Annotated in this window: 16 protein-coding genes; 15 read left to right on the top strand and 1 reads right to left on the bottom strand. The window is 39.9% G+C overall.

Annotated elements, in window-relative coordinates; all coding sequences use genetic code 11:
* Positions 1 to 142: 142 nt before the first annotated feature.
* The 12 genes from BMZ31_RS12725 (at position 143) to rlmD (ending at position 13632) form a co-directional block, all read left to right on the top strand.
* Positions 143 to 523 carry an OsmC family protein gene (locus tag BMZ31_RS12725; protein ID WP_090832144.1) on the top strand — a complete coding sequence of 127 codons (381 nt, stop codon included), beginning with the start codon at positions 143 to 145 and terminating at the stop codon, positions 521 to 523.
* A 154-nt stretch (positions 524 to 677) separates the two neighbouring features.
* A complete protein-coding gene (cax, locus tag BMZ31_RS12720; protein ID WP_175478119.1) occupies positions 678 to 1721 on the top strand; it encodes a calcium/proton exchanger in 1044 nt (347 codons plus the stop codon).
* 377 nt (positions 1722 to 2098) lie between these two features.
* Entirely contained in the window at positions 2099 to 2719 is a 621-nt protein-coding gene (locus BMZ31_RS12715; protein WP_090832142.1) for a YczE/YyaS/YitT family protein, read from the top strand.
* Positions 2720 to 2856: 137 nt separating this feature from the next.
* On the top strand, positions 2857 to 3630 hold the full coding sequence (locus tag BMZ31_RS12710) for a YfkD famly protein (protein ID WP_090832446.1): 774 nt from the start codon (positions 2857 to 2859) through the stop codon (positions 3628 to 3630).
* Between the two features lie 168 nt (positions 3631 to 3798).
* Complete coding sequence (locus BMZ31_RS12705; protein WP_090832141.1) at positions 3799 to 5079, top strand: sensor histidine kinase; 1281 nt, start codon at positions 3799 to 3801, stop codon at positions 5077 to 5079.
* A 169-nt stretch (positions 5080 to 5248) separates the two neighbouring features.
* Entirely contained in the window at positions 5249 to 6088 is an 840-nt protein-coding gene (locus BMZ31_RS12700; protein ID WP_090832140.1) for a hypothetical protein, read from the top strand.
* Positions 6089 to 6229: 141 nt separating this feature from the next.
* On the top strand, positions 6230 to 7897 hold the full coding sequence (gene ggt / locus BMZ31_RS12695) for a gamma-glutamyltransferase (RefSeq protein ID WP_090832139.1): 1668 nt from the start codon (positions 6230 to 6232) through the stop codon (positions 7895 to 7897).
* Between the two features lie 94 nt (positions 7898 to 7991).
* Positions 7992 to 8177: an SE1561 family protein gene (locus BMZ31_RS12690; RefSeq protein WP_090832138.1), complete on the top strand. Its 186-nt coding sequence runs from the start codon at positions 7992 to 7994 to the stop codon at positions 8175 to 8177.
* Between the two features lie 511 nt (positions 8178 to 8688).
* On the top strand, positions 8689 to 10230 hold the full coding sequence (locus BMZ31_RS12685; RefSeq protein ID WP_090832137.1) for a fumarate hydratase: 1542 nt from the start codon (positions 8689 to 8691) through the stop codon (positions 10228 to 10230).
* Positions 10231 to 10365: 135 nt separating this feature from the next.
* A complete protein-coding gene (pdaA, locus tag BMZ31_RS12680) occupies positions 10366 to 11106 on the top strand; it encodes a delta-lactam-biosynthetic de-N-acetylase (RefSeq protein ID WP_090832444.1) in 741 nt (246 codons plus the stop codon).
* A 249-nt stretch (positions 11107 to 11355) separates the two neighbouring features.
* Entirely contained in the window at positions 11356 to 12234 is an 879-nt protein-coding gene (locus BMZ31_RS12675; protein WP_090832443.1) for a DNA-3-methyladenine glycosylase family protein, read from the top strand.
* A gap of 18 nt (positions 12235 to 12252) precedes the next feature.
* Positions 12253 to 13632, top strand: coding sequence for a 23S rRNA (uracil(1939)-C(5))-methyltransferase RlmD (gene rlmD, locus BMZ31_RS12670; RefSeq protein WP_090832136.1), 1380 nt, complete (start codon positions 12253 to 12255; stop codon positions 13630 to 13632).
* 315 nt (positions 13633 to 13947) lie between these two features.
* Here the strand turns inward: rlmD and BMZ31_RS12665 are convergent, their stop codons facing one another.
* Positions 13948 to 14823, bottom strand: coding sequence for an AraC family transcriptional regulator (locus BMZ31_RS12665; RefSeq protein WP_090832135.1), 876 nt, complete (start codon positions 14821 to 14823; stop codon positions 13948 to 13950).
* A 249-nt stretch (positions 14824 to 15072) separates the two neighbouring features.
* Here BMZ31_RS12665 and BMZ31_RS12660 point away from each other — a divergent pair, with 249 nt between their 5' ends.
* The 3 genes from BMZ31_RS12660 to BMZ31_RS12650 all read left to right on the top strand — a co-directional run bounded on the left by BMZ31_RS12660 (position 15073) and on the right by BMZ31_RS12650 (position 18483).
* Positions 15073 to 15948 carry an SDR family NAD(P)-dependent oxidoreductase gene (locus BMZ31_RS12660; protein ID WP_217642760.1) on the top strand — a complete coding sequence of 292 codons (876 nt, stop codon included), beginning with the start codon at positions 15073 to 15075 and terminating at the stop codon, positions 15946 to 15948.
* Positions 15949 to 15989: 41 nt separating this feature from the next.
* Positions 15990 to 16904, top strand: coding sequence for an aldo/keto reductase family protein (locus BMZ31_RS12655; protein WP_090832133.1), 915 nt, complete (start codon positions 15990 to 15992; stop codon positions 16902 to 16904).
* A gap of 622 nt (positions 16905 to 17526) precedes the next feature.
* Complete coding sequence (locus BMZ31_RS12650) at positions 17527 to 18483, top strand: tRNA dihydrouridine synthase (RefSeq protein ID WP_090832132.1); 957 nt, start codon at positions 17527 to 17529, stop codon at positions 18481 to 18483.
* Positions 18484 to 18820: the final 337 nt, after the last annotated feature.

The raw sequence follows: 18820 nt of genomic DNA, 5'->3' as shown, positions 1-18820 counted from the left end.
TGAAATAATATACTCTCATGATGTTATAGGCTAAATAAAGCTTTTGCAAGGAATAAAATATCCAAATGCTTTTAACTACGAAAAAAATAGTGTAACCTCATAAACAGGGAAGAGTAAGTTATGAAGAAAGGTGTGAAAATAGATGGAGTTTAAGATGAAAGACGGCGGTTTTTACAGTGAATTACCATATGGAAAGTTAGAGGTTTCAGGAAATGATGAGTACGGGTTCAGACCTTATCAACTGATGATTTCTTCAATTGCTGTTTGTAGCGGGGGAGTTCTTAGAACCATTTTACAAAAAATGAGATTATCTTTTGAGGATATCCATATCACGGCAGATTATGAGCGAAATGAAAAAGAGGCTAACCGTATTGAAAAGATTCACTTGCACTTCCGCATAACCGGAAAAGGTTTAAGTGAAGAAAAAGTACATAAAGCAATGGATCTGACAAAGAAAAACTGTTCAATGGTACAGTCTGTGATTGGAAGTATACATATTGAAGAGACTTTCGAAATTATTTAGCAAGAATGGGAAAGAATAAGAAGAAGGTTCATATTCTTTCAGAGGAATGAATTATTTGAATTTTGGTAAATACTGCTTAGCGCATTTGTAAATGGGTATAAGTGTTAGAAATATTAAAGATAGAGAGGGAATGTCTGTGACGAATAAGATTTTCATGGCATTGGCATTTATCGGTGTGCCGGTTTCCGTAATTGGTTCACTGATGCACTGGCCAAGTACGGTATTGTTTATTATTTACTGTTTAACAATTATTGCGTTAGCAAGTTTTATGGGCAGAGCCACAGAGAGTTTAGCAATTGTGACGGGACCAAGAATTGGGGGTCTCTTAAACGCTACATTTGGAAATGCAGTTGAACTAATCATTTCTATTTTTGCTTTAAAGGCAGGTCTGGTTGGGGTAGTATTAGCATCACTAACTGGTTCGGTGCTTGGTAATCTCTTGCTTGTAGCGGGACTTTCCTTCTTTGTAGGCGGTCTAAAGTTTAAGCGCCAACTTTACAATGTTTACGATGCAAGACATAATTCTGGATTGCTCATGTTTGCAGTTGTCGTTGCTTTCGTCATTCCAGAAGTTTTTTCCATGAAGATGGAAGCACCTAAGACGCTGTCCCTTAGTGTTGGTATTTCCATTATTTTAATTGCACTTTATTTAGCTGCTTTGTTCTTCAAGCTTGTCACACACCGAGGTGTATACCAGCATGAAACAGAAGGTGGAGAAGCGCACCATGAAGAAGAGCCTGAATGGGGAAAGGGCAAAGCACTAACTATCCTTTTAGTAGCAACACTTGCTGTTGCTTATGTCTCTGAAAAGCTTGTTCATACGCTTTCTGTCGTAGCAGAATCTTTCGGCTGGACAGAGTTGTTCATCGGGGTCATTATCGTAGCGATTGTTGGTAATGCTGCAGAGCATGCATCAGCAATTATTATGGCATACAAGAATAAAATGGATATTGCTGTTGAGATTGCTGTCGGTTCAACATTGCAAATCGCCATGTTTGTTGCTCCGTTATTGGTGCTCATTTCATTGTTTTTTGAGAAATCAATGCCACTTGTATTCAGTATGCCTGAACTCGTTGCGATGGTTTCCGCCGTCCTTCTGACCATAGTGATCTCTAATGATGGTGAATCGAACTGGTTCGAAGGTTTAACGATGCTAGCCGCTTACATTATCATTGGAATTGGGTTTTTCTTGTTATAATGAAAGAAATATATGCTAAAATAAAGACTCTGTGCAAAATCGCACAGAGTCTTTATTTGCTGCTATTAAGTATTTCTTTTGATTAATGGTAAATATGTGTTGAGGGTACTAAAATCAATCGCTAATATTTGGGAGAACGATCACCAACCTTCATGTTATTTTTTATACAAAAAACACGAGTGTTGAATAGATAAAATCGTGAAGTCCCAGCCTCCTTACGTTATAGTGGTTGCGGATTGATTGCGGCCCTCCTTTTGATTAGGTTATTAACATCATAAAGTATTATTTGATTTTTGTAAATGTTCAGAAATTTACAATTTTATTACAATCTTATTGCATGACGTGAGCACAATGCTTTAAGGGAGAAGGAGACAAACGTGGCTTTATTTTATCGCTTTTTATTTTTCCTAATCGGTCTCATTATACTTACTTTTGGCGTTTCCTTAAGTATCAAAGCGGATTTAGGTGCAGGTGCATGGGATGCTTTGAACGTGGGATTATCACAAACAATTGGTTTAACGATCGGGAGCTGGGTGATTATTGTCGGGATCATCTTAATGCTCATTAACGCTCTCCTGCATAAGAAAAGACCTGAAATCTTGGCAATCTTCACGGTTTTCTTAACCGGTTTTATGGTCGACTTTTGGATGCTTGTCGTCCTGGAGGCTTGGGAACTTGAAACGCTTGCTTTAAGGTCTATTGTTTTTATAATAGGTGTAGCTATCATAGGGATTGGTGCTGCAATTTATCTACAAGCTAAATTTCCACTCATTCCGATTGATAACTTTATGATGGGAATCAAGCTTCGCCTGGGTGTGAACCTTATGGTAGCTAAAACAATCGGAGAATTAATTGCCTTGGTGTTTGCGCTAATGGTTAAGGGACCGGTCGGTTTAGGAACTCTCGTGATTACCTTTGCCATCGGACCATTCATCCAAGTTTTCTTTCCGATTTTTGAAAAGCTTTACGTAAAATGGACAGGTTCTTACACAAAATAATGTTCGTAATGGATAATATCAGCGAACTCCGAAAAAACTATGAGCAGACATAAAAAGTTTGCATGATAGGAAAGGAGTTATACCTTTTGAAAAAGCTGACATATTCCATTGTTACTTCTTTATTTGTTTTGCAGTTCATGCTGCCTTCGGCTCTAGCTGAAAAACCGACAAATAAGCCGGCTCCAAAAGTTGAGGCAACAAAATATCAGATTCCTTCTTCTGTGAAAAACATTACGAAGGAAAACACCTACCCAAATCCAACACAGGATTTGCCTAAGCTTCAGCCGAGTGAATTGTCACAAGAACTGATCGATTCCTCGAAGGAGAAAATTGAAAATCCCGATCTCATTCGTATGCTGAATGAAAGCTCTGTAAACAGTACTCCATTTGCGATAGGTTACCGAGCTATTGTATATCTGGGGAAATGGCCTTTGAATTATGTTTCTTCTGAAACGGCTTCAAATTGGGAATATCAAAAAATCAATACAAATTATTATGACAATCGTGGTGGGCAAAAACCATATCAATTCCACTACGTTCAAGAAGCACAAAAGTTAGTAAAAGGCGGTTTGACGGCCAAAGTACCTCATGCTGAAGACGTAAAGAAAATGATGTTGCTAAAAGCAATGAAGAAAACGAATTTGCCGCTTTCTTTTGAAACGGTAGTCGGTGCAGGAACGAAAAACAATCAAGTCTATAATATTCCACCCAAACGCTTAGGTTATTTGTATGCATTCGCGCCGGCAGTGAACGAAAAAGGAACAGTCACCTATGGTGAAGTATATTTGATGCTCAAAGGCAATAAGAAAATGATTCTCGTCAAGAATGTCACTTCTCAAGGGATTGGAGCATGGATTCCGGTTCAAGACCATGTGTCATTCGGATTTGCTGCTTCTGAAAAACCGCGTTGAGCGAAAGCGCCAGGACGATTCCTGGCGTTTTTTGATGTGGAAATTGTGAATTTGGTGTAAATTTGTTAATTTACGATTAATTTTATAGAAAATTCTAAAATTTATGTTGTAGATAGTCGAATATACTTGTAAAATTATTCCTATAGCCCATTTTAGTAGGTGAGAAGTTTGGAAATTACGAAGCATTTCTTCTTTAATCTATCACTGCTTATCATTTTGCTTTTTTTCGGGCTGCTTTGGTTTGAAAAAAGTAAAAATGTTAAGATATCGAAGCTATCATACATACTCTTTTTTATCTTGTTGCTTTGGACTTGTATTCAGTTCTCTTATCACCCTCTTGGGACTCCAGAGGCACGATACGATTTGAGGATCATTCCACTCGTTATTGGTGGTTTATATTTAGGGATTGGTCCGATCTTAACAATCTCCACAATAATCATTAGGTCCTTTTATGGAATTGATATCGGTTTTTACGAGACCCTTGTTTTATGTGTTCCATTAACTTTTATTCTCTGGGGAATGTACCCTTGGTTTTGGAAGCAATATCCGAAACGCAGGATATCTTTTTCTGTTTTTATGGGGATGGGATTAGGTGTGGCCACCGCAACGGGTATGGAAATGAATGATGTTCCGCACGTTTGGTACGATTCGTGGTTTGCATACCTAATAGTCCCACCACTTGGTATTGGTATTCTCGCATTTTGTATTGAATTTCTAAAAAGTAATATTGAAATGAAACTAGAACTAATTAAAGCTGAAAAACTACAGGCTGTGGAGCAAATGGGTGCTGCGATTTCTCATGAAATTCGAAATCCATTGACGGCCGCAATCGGTTTTGTTCAATTACTTCAGGATGGATATCTTCCAAAAAACAAAGTGAACGAGTATCTGACGATTATTAAAGAAGAGCTAAGAGCTGCTGAAAGGGTCATACAAGATTACCTCACTTTTGCGAAACCTTCTTTGATTAAGGTTGAAGAATTGAATGTTAAAAAAGAATTGAAACAGGTTATTAATATTTTACAACCTCTGGCAAACCAAAATTCTGTTCATATCACCACCGAGTTTGCCTTAATGGGAGTCACACATGGTGATCAGCAAAAGTTCAGGCAGATTTTTATCAATGTGATAAAAAATGCAATTGAATCCATGCCTACAGGCGGTTATTTAATGATAAAGATGGATTATAACCGATCATATGTATCCGTTGAGGTCCGCGATACGGGTGTAGGGATGTCAAAAGATCAGCTCGAGAGATTAGGGGAACCATACTATTCAACAAAAGGATCTAAGGGAACCGGACTTGGTATGATGGTTGTATATAGCATTGTTAGGGCCATGAACGGGACGATAAATGTCGAAAGTGAATTAGGAGTGGGCACCACTTTTCACTTCAAATTCCCTACATATCGCCACGATCAAAATGAATTAGAAGAAGAAAAACAATAATATTGCCCTTTCAAACTCGTCGATTGACGAGTATTTTTTTTGTTTGGAATTAAATTCCACGTGTGAATTAGGTGTTGTTTTGCTTTTGCATAGTTTACATCTAACGGTAAGCGGGAAATAGAAGGACATGCTCAACAAAATATTTAACAATTTAGAGGAGGAAATAACTATGGATCAGTACAAGACAACAGCTACTTACATGTCAGAAAGCGAAAAGAATAGCAAGCTACTAAAAGGTATTGTTCTTGGAGGCATTATCGGAGGTGTCGTATCTCTTATGGACTCCAATACTCGAAATTCAGTGAAAGAAGCAGCAAAAGGTTTAAAATCATCTTCACAAACTTTGTTAACGGAAGTGAAAGAGAATCCAGAAGACTTAAAGGAGCAGATGATCAATCAATTCCGCGAAGCTTCTAATATTCTAAAAGATGCAATCGGCGACGCCCAAACTCTTTACGAGCGTGTAAACACTGATCTATTCAGTAAAGTTGGCGATGTAAAGGAATTAACAAACACTGCGATGACGACTGTGAGAGATGCAAAAGGCGAAATCGCTCAAATCGGTTCTAAAGTTGCTGATGCAGGTGCAGAATTGAAGGGTGTAACTTCTCCAACAACTTCATCGACATCTACATTAGACACAACAAACTCTGCTACAAGTTCTTCTTCGTATGACACAACTAATACTTCTTCTTATGGTACTGTAACAGGTTCATATGGAAGTACTTCTGACACAACTGGAACGGACACAACTTTTGCGAACAGTTCCGAAACCATTGACGACATGAATGATGCCTTTGGTGTGTCAACTGACAAAACGAGCGATACAACAACGGGATTTAGCGCTACTTCAGGCGATAGTGCAGCAGGTAGCACAAGTTCAACAACGTCTGATTACTCTAACTCAACAGATGATGTGACTGGTTCATACACTTCATCTGACAGCTCAAAATCTAAAAACTTAACATCAAACTATTCATCTAATAACAAGTCGAACAAGAAGAAATAATCTTGTATGATGGAAAGACCGGCCTTTTGGCTGGTCTTTTTTGCGTGAAAAAGATTCGAAATTGAGTAACCCCACATTTCCCCAGTTTGTAAAAAATCCGAAAGGGGTACTCAATAAAAAAAGAGAGAGTGGGGATTTCGAATGGATTTCATTACACGTTCAAAAAGATGTTCAATTGAACGCGAAACGGATAAAGGTACGACAGGAATGGTCGTCACTGCCCATCCGTTAGCGTCTGAAATAGGTAAACAGGTATTAGAAAATGGCGGAAATGCGATTGACGCTGTCGTGGCAATCCAATTCGCACTAAATGTAGTAGAACCAATGAATACGGGAATAGGTGGCAGCGGCTTTCTGATGGTTCATCATGCAGCCACTAAAACAACGAAAATATTTGATGGTCACACACAAGCACCAAAAGGCGCCTATCCTGAGATGTTCCTTAATGATGACGGGGAAGTAATCCCGTTTAAAGAGCGTTCTACGAAAGGTTCAGCCGTGGGGATTCCTGGCATTTTAAAAGCGATGGATGCCGCTCTCAATGAGTATGGATCGAAGACACTTGCTGAACTAATTGAACCAGCAGCAGTTGCGGCTGAGTCAGGAGTTGAAGTCAATTGGGTCATGAATGATACGCTTGAAATATTTCACTACAGGCTCGGTGATGAGGCGAAAAAATTATTTTCACCTGAAGGAAAAGGGCTAAAAGAAGGAGACAAATTATTCAAAGAGCATCTCGCAAAAGCTTTCCGCGTTTTGCAAAAAGAAGGCATCAAAGCGTTCTATGAAGGAGAAATTGCCGAAGCAATCGTAAGCACCTTAAAGGAACAAGGTGGCTTCATGACGATTGATGACTTGAAAAATTACAAACACACCGAGGATGAGCCAGTATGGGGAGAATATCGCGGTTATCAGATTGCGTCTTCAGCACCACCAAGTGCTGGGGGTCCAATTTTACTTCATATTCTCAAGATTTTAGAAGGCTATAATCTTCGTCAATACGGCCCTAAGTCCTGGCAAAAGTATTACTTGTTCACAGAAGCCATGAGGCTCGCCTTTTCTGATAAAATTGCCTTCCTTGGTGATCCTCATTTTCTGGAAATGCCATTGAAAGGGATGCTGGATGAGAGTTATATCAATGAAAGACGAGGGTTTATCAATTTTCAGCATCGAAATAATGAAATAGATTTCGGCAATCCGTGGAAGTACGAAGGCAAGGAACAAGTTAATGTCGTGCGCCAACCATTTGAGAAGCATCATGGTGAAACGACTCACTTTACCGTAACAGACCGTTGGGGCAATATTGCTGCGTGTACTTCAACTGTTGAGCATCCATTCGGCTCAGGCATCATGGTACCTGGATATGGAATCTTGTTAAACAATGAGTTAACTGATTTTGATGCCGTTCCTGGCGGAGTGAATGAACCAGGTCCAGATAAGCGACCGTTAAGTTGTAAGACACCGACGATCTTGTTTAAGGATGGCACGCCAGTTTTGACATTAGGTTCTCCTGGAGGGCCAACGATTATTGCGTCGGTTTTCCAAACGCTTGTAAATCTCATTGATTTTGATATGGATCTTAAAGAGGCAATCGAAGAGCCGCGAATCTTCGCGACACCTGGACCATTAATTTCATGGGAATTAGGAATGGATATGCACAGCAAAGGAAAACTAGAATCAATGGGGTTTCAATTTGCCGAAATCAACCATGTTATCGGGAATGTACAAGCAATTGAAATCGGGGAAAAAGAGCTCTATGGTGCAGCGGATTCAAGCCGGGAAGGCACAGCGCTTGGATTAAGGGGTTAAATCGGCTGCTAATGTGTTGCTCATTATTTCCTAGCATTGCGTAATTTTGCGCTTTTCGGTAGGATAGTATCGATAAGCGAAAGGAGAGATGGACATGGGCAGCCCGCTTAATGATAAAAATGCACAAATGACCTTCTTAAAACAAAGATTAAATATGTTCCTTGATGTAATTGAGGCAATCGATCCGGAGGATACGGACTTAGAAGATATTGATCGCTTAATTTCAATGGTAGACGAGCTGGAATCAAAGTGCAAAGAATTCAATCATCGCGAAAAATAGAACCTGTATGTGCAGGTTCTATTTTTTTGTGCTTGGATATGATGTTTTTCTGAATAATCAGAAGTCAGCATAAATCCTACTGAACATAACAAATAATTTCAAAACACCGCATAAAATGCATCGAGCATAACAAAAATTCTCGGGAACATACCAAATATCATAAAGAGAAAAATTACGAAGAGCTGTGTCGTGAAAAAGGTGCAGAAAGTTTTGAGAATGGCGATAAAAGTGATCGTGAAATTTTCAGAAAATTAAGTTCCAATCACAAGTTACGGAAATCCCGTCAAATATTGAAAAATCCCGTCAAATATTCCGAATTCGCCTCATAAATTTCGAAAATCCCGTCAAAAGATCCAAACCAAACATTTTACCAATACCAATAACCTCTTGAAATCGGTTACACCTTCCACTTTCCAACCCAAACGGATAGGAGTATAATAAAAATCGTCAAATAATTGTAAAATTCATGAATGAAATATTAAGCACGGACATGGGGAAGGGGAATGCAGTTATGAATATAGAGAAATTCCAGGAAAGCATGTACAAGCTGATTGTTGAAACATCAACAAAGCTTCCAAAAGATGTGCGTCGTGCCATTAAAGCAGCGAAAGAGCGCGAAAATGAAGGCACAAGATCGGCGATGAGCCTTGCAACGATAACAAACAATATTAAGATGGCGGACGATCAAGTATCGCCAATTTGCCAAGATACAGGACTACCAACTTTTAAAATCAAGACGCCCGTTGGAGCGAATCAAATAGAAATGAAAAAAGCCATCTATTCTGCGATTGCCCAAGCAACGAAGGATGGAAAGCTTCGTCCGAACTCTGTTGATTCACTAACTGGAGATAATAGCGGCGACAATCTTGGCGATGGTACGCCTGTAATTAAATTCGAGCAATGGGAAAAAGATTATATTGATGCGCGCCTAATTTTAAAAGGTGGCGGTTGTGAAAATAAGAATATCCAGTACAGCTTACCATGTGAACTTGATGGACTTGGCCGTGCGGGCCGTGACTTGGATGGAATCCGTAAATGTGTAATGCATTCCGTTTACCAAGCTCAAGGACAAGGCTGCAGTGCCGGCTTTATCGGAGTTGGTATTGGAGGCGACCGTTCTTCTGGATACGACCTTGCAAAAGAACAACTTTTCCGTTCAGTTGACGACGTAAATCCGAATGCGGATCTTCAAAAACTTGAAGACTACATTATGGACAATGCGAACGAGCTTGGCATTGGAACAATGGGATTTGGTGGTGAAACAACCTTACTAGGATGTAAAGTTGGGGTCATGAACCGTATTCCAGCAAGTTTCTTCGTTTCAGTCGCTTACAATTGTTGGGCATTCCGCCGTCTAGGTGTTGCCGTGAATCCAGAAACAGGCGATATCAATGATTGGATGTATCAAGAAGGTGAAATGATCGATTTCGCTCAAACTGAAGCTGAACGAGAAACGGCTGCAGCAGTAGAAGAAATGATCACACTTCAAGCTCCTATTACCGAAGAAAAAATTCGCAGTCTAAAAGTCGGTGATGTCGTTCGAATCAATGGAATGATGTACACAGGTCGTGACGCGATTCATAAATATTTATCCGACCATGATTCACCGGTAGACCTAAACGGACAAGTGATTTACCATTGCGGACCGGTAATGTTGAAAGACGAAGCAGGTCAATGGCATGTGAAAGCTGCTGGACCGACTACGAGTATTCGTGAGGAGCCTTACCAAGGTGACATCATGAAGCGTTTCGGCATTCGTGCGGTTATCGGAAAAGGCGGAATGGGACCAAAAACGCTAGCTGCTCTTCAAGAACATGGTGGAGTATATTTAAATGCCATTGGTGGAGCTGCACAGTACTATGCCGACTGTATCAAATCCGTTGAAGGCGTAGACTTGATGCAGTTTGGTATCCCAGAAGCAATGTGGCACTTAAAGGTTGAAGGATTTACGGCGGTTGTTACAATGGATTCTCATGGAAACAGCTTACATGCTGACGTTGATAAATCTTCGCTTGAAAAATTAGCCCAGTTCAAAGAAAAAGTTTTTAACTAAGACGAAAGAAGCTGATACGCTTAGGCCTATCAGCTTTTTCATTTTTTACCAAAATTAAATTTCCTTTCTTAACAAACACTAACAAAAACTTTGTAAGGAGGAAATGTAGTGAAAAAAGGGCTTTTACACGTGCTGATGCTGCTATTAATAGTATTCCCTATCCACGCAGCAGCTGCACCGAATGCTCCCATCCATTGGGGACTTAAAAAAGCGACGAACGAGCAGCCTGCAGAAGCTGGTGCGCAGCTTGATGCTGTGATTGCTAAATACGGCGCTTTTTACAAAGGTGATCCTGCCAAAAAGGATGTCTATTTGACGTTTGATAATGGCTATGAAAATGGATATACACCCAAAATTCTTGATGTACTGAAAAAAGAAAAGGTACCGGCGACTTTTTTCGTGACCGGTCACTATTTAGAAAGCTCGCCGCACCTGGTGCAACGAATGGTAAAAGAAGGTCATATCATCGGTAATCATTCGTACTATCACCCTGATTTAACGCAAGTGGATGATGAGCGTTTAAGAAGAGAGCTCCAAAAGGTGAAGGCAGAAACAGCTAATATCACTAAACAAAAGCAGATGAAATACTTGCGCCCACCACGCGGAGTATTCAGTGAACGTACGATGGAACTGGCCAAACAAGAAGGATATACCCATGTATTCTGGTCAGTGGCGTTTGTCGATTGGCACGTTAATCAACAACGAGGTTGGGAGTATTCGTACAATAACATCATGTCGCAAATCCATCCAGGTGCTATCATCCTTTTGCATACTGTATCTAAAGACAATGCAGATGCTCTTGAAAAAGCGATTAGGGATTTAAAAAAGAAGGGCTACAAGTTCAAAAGCCTTGATGATTATCCTCAGAAAAAATAATCTTTATGTCGAGCCGGATTTCCAAAAGGAATCCGGTTTGTTTTTCGTCTGATGATGGTCAAGTAGAAATTGTTTTAGAAGTGAAGAAAAAAATCCGAAACGGTAGAAATTAAATTAGATTTAGTAGAAAAAAATCAACGAAGAGGGAAGATTAATTTTAGAATAGACGAAATTCGCCTAACATGATCAACTCCTTTAGATTCATCACGAACAAACATGCTATAATACGGGAAAATGCTTTTTAAAAGGATGGATTTGTTCGTGTGGCATGAATCGATAAAAATCGAAGGTCCATATAATTTTGACCGTGTACTTGAGCGTTTATCGCTTGATCCTTTAAATGTGTTGAATCGGGAAGAACGCAGTGTCAAGGTACCGATATTGGTGGAAGATAAGCCTTTTGTTGTAACGATTACAGCAGCTGGGAGTGTGGAGGAACCGGGTTTTGAGTTGAGCGGAACAGATGAATCTTATAGACAAGCGGTTATCGAGAGTGTATCAGAAATTTTTCAATGGCATGTTCCTTTGAGAAATATTCATGATCATTTTCAGCAAACTGATTTAAATGAGATTTTTCAAGAGCATATCGGAACGCCAATCGTGCTTGATGTGGATCCATTTGGATGTTTACTAAAATGTATCATCCATCAACAACTGAATTTATCATTTGCCCATAAGCTAACCGAACGATTTGTAAAAACATTTGGTTATGAAATAGAAGGAGTATTATTTTATCCGAAGCCTAAAACGGTTGCAGAGTTAACCGTTGAACGGCTACGCGAAATGCAATTCAGCGGTCGTAAAGCGGAATACACAATTGGGATTGCTCAAGCGATTGTAAATGGAGAGTTAGATTTAGAGGCTTTGAAGCATGCAGACGAAACGGAGATTTTTAATAAACTCATCAAAATTCGTGGTATTGGTCCGTGGACTGTCCAAAATTTCATGATGTTTGGTCTTGGCCGGGCGAATCTTTTTCCAACAGCGGATATTGGCCTGCAGAATGCATTGAAAAAGTTATATAAATTAGACGTGAAACCAACAGTAGCCGAAATGGAACGCTACATGGAAAGTTGGAATCCGTACTTAAGCTATGCTTCGCTATATTTGTGGAGAAGCATTGAATAATTTGGAGTGGAAAATCAGATGAACAATCAGCAAACAGTGAAAATACAGCCAAAACAAACCTTTCCTTTAACGATTAAAAGACTTGGGATCAACGGCGAAGGAGTCGGTTATTTTAAGAGGCAGGTTGTGTTCGTACCAGGTGCACTTCCGGGTGAAGAAGTGGTCGTGGAGGTTACGAACGTTAATCCGAGATTTGCCGAAGCGAAAATCAAGAAGATACGTATTGCTTCAAAAGAACGCGTACAGCCGCCTTGTCCGGTTTACGATCAGTGTGGGGGTTGTCAGCTCCAACATTTGAGCTATGCTGGTCAGCTAAGAGAGAAACGCGATATCGTCATTCAATCGCTGGAAAGACACACAAAACTAAACTTGTTTGCGATGGATATCCGTCCGACCATTGGAATGGAAGATCCTTGGGGTTATCGTAACAAGAGCAGTTTCCAAGTTCGTCAAAAGGCTGGAAAAGTACTTGCGGGATTGTATGGCTTGAACTCTCATCAACTCATCAATATTGAACACTGTGCTGTTCAGCATTCGCAAACAAACGAAGCAACATTGGCGGTCAGAAGCATTCTAGAAGAATTGAAGATACCTATTTATAATGAAAAAATGCAAAAAGGCCTCGTGAGGACGATTGTGGCAAGAGTAGGTGTACAGACGAACGAGCTTCAAGTTGTACTCATCACAACACAAAAAGAAATCCCGAACCGCGACTTGTTGATCGAGAAAATCCAAAGCAAGCTTCCGAACCTAAAATCGATCGTGCAAAACATTAACGGTGAGAAAACATCGCTCATTTTCGGAGATGAGACAGAAGTAATGGCAGGTGAAGAGTTTATCCAAGAAACATTGGGAGACCTCCAGTTCGAACTATCTGCTCGCACCTTCTTCCAACTGAACCCGACTCAAACCGTCAACTTATACAATGAAGTGAAAAAGGCTGCTGCTTTGACAGGTGTGGAAAAAGTAGTCGATGCTTACTGCGGTGTCGGAACAATTGGCTTATGGCTCGCTGACAAAGCAGCCGAAGTACGCGGAATGGACATCATTCCTGAATCGATTGATGATGCCAAGAAAAACGCTAAACGCCACGGCTTCACTCATACAAAATACGTGCCAGGCAAAGCAGAAGAAGTCCTGCCAAAATGGGTCAAAAAAGGCTGGAAACCAGACGTCATCGTCGTCGATCCACCAAGAACAGGACTGGACGCACAATTGTTGCAGACCATCTTAAACGTAAAACCGCAGAAGGTTGTATATGTATCTTGCAACCCATCGACATTGGCAAAGGACATACAGACGCTAAGTAAGAGCTATAATGTTGATTATATCCAGCCGGTTGATATGTTCCCGCAGACGAGTCATGTTGAGTGTGTGGCAAAACTCATCATAAAATAAATTATATAGAAAGTGCCTGACCCACCCCATGCTTTGATGAACTATTTCATGAATATACGGGGCGTGACAGGCACTTTTTAAGGTTTAGAAGGAAGAAAAATTTATTCTCATCATGGAAATACCTTACTTTATGTCCATTTGCCAAAGTTGATTTGAGCCTGTTAGATCTCTATTAACGGCTATAGCTCTTTTTACCTTAGCTTTAACAAACTCTTTGATCTTTCGGTATGTCAATCTTTTTGCAAAGCCTATATACCTTCTGATGGCTGATCATTAAGGGCTATTGAGAATGACTTTTCTAGTCTGCGTCTGCCGTTATCGCTGAAAAGCCACATCCCTTGAGGGCGTTGCTCCGAATAAGCGTTTATACTCTCTGCTAAACTGAGAAGGACTTTCATATCCAACTCTGAAAGCGGCTGAATTTGCATTTAATCCGTCCTGAATCATAAGTGTACGAGCCTTGTGAAGGCGGACGTTTTTAATATACTGGAGTGGCGATGTATTTGTTACTGACTTAAAGCTGCTGTGAAATGTAGAGTTGCTCATTTCCAAATCTTCAGCCATTTTGTCTATGTCAAATTTATCGCTGTAGGACTCATTAATTTTCTGAATCACCTTTGCTATCTGAAAGAAACGCCTGTTGCGGTGTAAAAGTGACTGAAGTATCTCCCCGTTTTCACCCTGTAACACACGATAGATTATTTCTCTTTTAATCATCGGAGCCAACACCCTTTTATCCTGAGGGTCAGTAATTGCCTTTAAAAGTCTAGTTGTCGCATCGTAAATTGCATCATTCATTGGAGAACTATAAATACCCTTTGGCAAAGCTTTAACTCCTTTTTTGTTATCCTCCATTGCCAACAGTATTTCCCCGACTTCAATAGGATCAATGTCAATACTTAATCCCAAAATCGGCTTATCCATCTTTACTCGCCCTTCACATTCAGCCGGCAAAGGAACAGGTAGAACTAGGTAGTGTGACGAATCATAAGTATATATGTCATCCCCCAGATAGACCACTTTTTCTCCTTGTGCAAGAATAATTATCTCAGAACTATATGAATATGGTGTTCTGGAAAAAGAATCTTCGATTCTAAATAAAGAGAGCCCCGTTACTGCTGTAGTTAAAACAGTTTCTTTTGGAATAATTTGATTAAACAATGATATCATTTGATTTTGTTTCTCTGTCATTGAATCCTCCGATTATGCAAGATTTTGTAATATTGTATCATGATATTGTTGTTATCACGAAGATATTTTTTTTGTTTTGGAGTATTAGGCAACAAAGCGTAGGATTATGTATTGTTAATGCCTACAATGTTTATTATTCTTAAACTAACCTCAGTGCCATGAGAACTATAATTGGATTGGCTAATTTGTACTGTTAATTCTGATATAAGGAGAAAAATAATGTCATCAATTGAAACACAATTTCTTAATTTGAAGTCCCATCACTCAACTTATTCTGGCATAGATCCAGAGACTGCCTTAAAAGGAAGCGCTTCGGGCAAAACTATTTTTATTTCTGGTGCATCACAAGGCATCGGTCAGGCAACAGCTATAGCCTTTGCACATGCAGGAGCAAAAGCAGTTTATATTGTTTCCAGATCGGAAAGTCAACTTATAAAGACTAAGGCTAAAGTAATGGAAGCAAACCCTGAAACCCGGTGTTCTTATATGGTTTGCGATGTAACAAACCCAGAGCAGGTTAAAGCAGCTGTTGATGATTGTATCGCCCAGTTCGGAAGCATTGATGTGGCAGACGCCAATGCGGGTTACCTTGGCAAATGGAGTAAAATCGGAGAATCAGATATAGACAGTTGGTGGATGTCGTGGGAGGTCAATGTAAAAGGGACATATTATGTTGCCCGCTATTGCATCCCGCATCTTATAGAATCTGCACGTAAGCACTCCGCAAAAGGTGGAACTGGAGGACACTTGATACTTATTTCATCAGTCGGTGCTCAACTGTTGACTCCGGAAGCATCGGATTATCAGACTTCGAAACATGCAATCAACCGCCTTTGTGAGTTTATAAATGTCGATCATAGCGAAGATGGCATCAAGTCATTTGCTATCCATCCAGGTGGTGTAGCAACAGACCTTGCAAAAAATATGCCAAAGAATATGCATCCTTATCTAGTGGACAAACCAGAATTGGCTGCCGGGTTCATCGTTTGGCTGTGTTCCGGGCAAGCCGATTGGGCTACAGGACGTTATCTAAGCAGCAACTGGGACGTGGAAGAATTATTGGCAATGAAAGATCAGATACTCAAAGACGATTTATTGGTGAATCGTCTGAGAACAAAAGCTTAATCAATTAAACAAAATAAATATATTTAGTAAGGAGATTCATTATGGAATTATCAAAATTGACCCGAAAAAACGAATTAGGTATGCCTCTTGTTGGCTTTGGAACTTACCAGTTGTCTGCAGCTCAGGCAGAAACAAGTGTAAAAGAGGCTTTAAAAGCAGGTTTCAGACATATTGACGCAGCAGAAGGCTACAATAATGAAGAAGGAACCGGAAGAGGTATAAAAGAATCCGGAGTTCCCAGAAGTGAAATTTTTGTAACTTCTAAACTTTTCCCAGGTTATAAGCCATGGGGAGCACCAGAAAAAACTTACGAGCAAACCATTGAAACACTGAAGAATCAGCTTAAACAATTGCAGCTTGACTATGTAGACCTTTACCTTATCCATGCCCCTTTGGCAGAGCTGAGGCTTGAGCAGTGGAGGGCACTGATGGAACTGAAGAGGCTAGGGCTTACTAGACATATTGGAGTATCAAACTATAATGAAGAAAAAATCAAAGAAATATTGAACGCCGGATTAGCAAAACCAGAGGCAAACCAGGTTGAGTTTCACCCTATGAATACTCAAATTGAGCTGACCAAGTATATGAAAGAAAATTCAATCGTTCCAATTGCGTATAGCTCCCTTGCTCCACTTTCCAACTGGCGTTCAGTAGAAGGCCAAGGTGGGGAAGTTCTTGCTGATCTGAAGAAAGAAGGCCAATTTTTCATCAAAGATATTGCAGCAAAACTAAATGTATCAGAAGCTAAACTGTTGTTGCGTTGGGGATTGCAGCATGGTTATAGTGTATTGACCAGAAGTACTAAGCCTGAACGTATAAAAGAAAACTTAAATCTATTTGACTTTGAAATTCCTAATAGCGACATGGAACTTCTCAATAAGCTTAACAAAAACCAACCTTTCGCTTGGGCAGCAAATGGTCTAAATCCAATGGAAGCAGCTCCATTACTAAAATAAAGGAACTGTACACTTCATTAGGGGAAACTTCTTAGAATATATTAATACCTCCTATAGATAATCGTATCAATATCATGATGACATTTGGAAATATTTAGATTACTTTTTTTCAAAAAGGTATAAACAATATCACTTTTCTTATTTTTGCAGTATCCCAGGGGATAGTATACGTAAAATTGTTGTTTTGATTTGTAAAATTGCTAAATTGTATAATGAAAAAATAATGACACACGTCGAGTGTGTGGCACAACTCGTGTTAACCGTGTAACCCCCAACAAACTTTTGCTAGTACGACCCTGATTTCGTAAAAAACTTTTGCGATTTCGGGGTCTTTTTCCTATTAAACATTTGGCAATCCAGTGTTCTTTCAATTTTCTCTTCAGTCTTTTTTAGTAAGACTTAATTTTTACTCGGATTGATGAATCCTGTTTGAAGGGGAGGATTATAGCAAGAGGTATTTTGGTTATACGGAGATTCTGAAGTTAAAATAAACATTTCCGACCAGTTTGATTAAAAGTACTTAAGCATGGTATAAGTGTAAAAGAAGCAGGGAGATTCTGCTTTTTAATTTTGGGATAAGGGGTTGTCATGTTATCCCATAATGAGAGGATTGGAATGAATTATGAAAGAAAATTTTTGGCGTGATTTACCACGACCTTTTTTTATACTGGCACCAATGGAAGAAGTAACGGATGTTGTTTTTCGTCATGTGGTGAGTGAGGCTGCCAGACCTGATGTGTTTTTTACCGAGTTTACAAACTCGGATAGTTATTGTCACCCAGAGGGGATCAATAGTGTGCGTGGCCGTTTGACTTTTACAGAGGATGAACAGCCAATTGTAGCCCATATTTGGGGAGATAAGCCTGAATACTTCCGGCAAATGAGTATTGGGATGGCGGAACGGGGCTTTAAGGGTGTGGATATCAATATGGGCTGTCCGGTACCAAATGTGGCACAACACGGGAAGGGAAGTGGCCTGATTCGTCGCCCGGATGTTGCAGCCGATTTAATACAGGCAGCAAAAGCAGGTGGGTTGCCTGTTAGTGTAAAGACAAGGCTTGGTTTTTCCGAAGTAGACGAATGGAAGGTCTGGCTGAAACACATTTTGGAACAAGACATTGCGAATCTTTCCATTCATCTGCGTACAAGGGATGAAATGAGCAAAGTGCCTGCACATTGGGAGCTGATCCCGGAAATCAAAAAACTTCGCGATGAGGTTGCACCGGATACCCTTTTGACGATTAATGGAGATATTCCTGACCGTCAGACTGGCTTAAAGCTTGCTGACCAATATGGTGTTGATGGGGTGATGATTGGGCGTGGTATTTTCCATAATCCATTTGCCTTTGAAAAAGAGCACAAAGAACATAGCAGTGAGGAATTGCTCAATCTCTTAAGCTTGCATATGGATCTCCATGATAAATATTCGCATTTAGAGCTGCGAAAGTTCACGGCTCTTCATCGCTTTTTTAAGATCTATGTCAAAGGATTTCGAGGGGCGAGTGAATTAAGAAATCAGTTAATGAATACAAAGTCAACAGATGAAGTGCGTGCATTGCTTGATAACTTTGAAAAGTAATTTTGTTGGGACGGGGACAGTGAAACGATGTAACTCTCAAAAAGTTAGAAGGAAAATGAATCAAATCAACTCATGTGTACTTATTTTATTCAGTTTCAAGTTCCTTTGTAGCCGGCAACTTTTGTTTTGATAAAGTCTGTTTTCTGAAAAAAAGGTCTTGAAAATGTAATACCAGCACCTCCTGGGTGTTGCCACATGCACTTTGGACATGTGGAGTGTGTAACACAATTAGTGTTGAAGTAGTTCAAAATACTCCATCCAGTTGGATTAGGACTACAAGATATTCTAAACAGAAGCAGGTCCTCAATAGAGGACCTGCTTCTGTTATGTTGTAGAG

Source organism: Bacillus sp. cl95 (assembly GCF_900115925.1).
In the GTDB taxonomy this organism is placed as follows: domain Bacteria; phylum Bacillota; class Bacilli; order Bacillales; family Cytobacillaceae; genus Neobacillus_A.
This window is presented reverse-complemented; position numbering and strand designations above follow the sequence as displayed.

What these genes read in the sequence shown, in the direction of transcription:
- BMZ31_RS12725 (WP_090832144.1), top strand. Translation starts at nt 143, where the DNA reads ATGGAGTTTAAGATGAAAGACGGCGGTTTTTACAGTGAATTACCATAT.
- cax (WP_175478119.1), top strand. Translation starts at nt 678, where the DNA reads ATGGCATTGGCATTTATCGGTGTGCCGGTTTCCGTAATTGGTTCACTG.
- BMZ31_RS12710 (WP_090832446.1), top strand. Translation starts at nt 2,857, where the DNA reads ATGCTGCCTTCGGCTCTAGCTGAAAAACCGACAAATAAGCCGGCTCCA.
- BMZ31_RS12700 (WP_090832140.1), top strand. Translation starts at nt 5,249, where the DNA reads ATGGATCAGTACAAGACAACAGCTACTTACATGTCAGAAAGCGAAAAG.
- ggt (WP_090832139.1), top strand. Translation starts at nt 6,230, where the DNA reads ATGGATTTCATTACACGTTCAAAAAGATGTTCAATTGAACGCGAAACG.
- BMZ31_RS12690 (WP_090832138.1), top strand. Translation starts at nt 7,992, where the DNA reads ATGGGCAGCCCGCTTAATGATAAAAATGCACAAATGACCTTCTTAAAA.
- BMZ31_RS12685 (WP_090832137.1), top strand. Translation starts at nt 8,689, where the DNA reads ATGAATATAGAGAAATTCCAGGAAAGCATGTACAAGCTGATTGTTGAA.
- pdaA (WP_090832444.1), top strand. Translation starts at nt 10,366, where the DNA reads ATGCTGCTATTAATAGTATTCCCTATCCACGCAGCAGCTGCACCGAAT.
- BMZ31_RS12675 (WP_090832443.1), top strand. Translation starts at nt 11,356, where the DNA reads ATGGATTTGTTCGTGTGGCATGAATCGATAAAAATCGAAGGTCCATAT.
- rlmD (WP_090832136.1), top strand. Translation starts at nt 12,253, where the DNA reads ATGAACAATCAGCAAACAGTGAAAATACAGCCAAAACAAACCTTTCCT.
- BMZ31_RS12665 (WP_090832135.1), bottom strand. Translation starts at nt 14,823, where the DNA reads ATGACAGAGAAACAAAATCAAATGATATCATTGTTTAATCAAATTATT.
- BMZ31_RS12655 (WP_090832133.1), top strand. Translation starts at nt 15,990, where the DNA reads ATGGAATTATCAAAATTGACCCGAAAAAACGAATTAGGTATGCCTCTT.
- BMZ31_RS12650 (WP_090832132.1), top strand. Translation starts at nt 17,527, where the DNA reads ATGAAAGAAAATTTTTGGCGTGATTTACCACGACCTTTTTTTATACTG.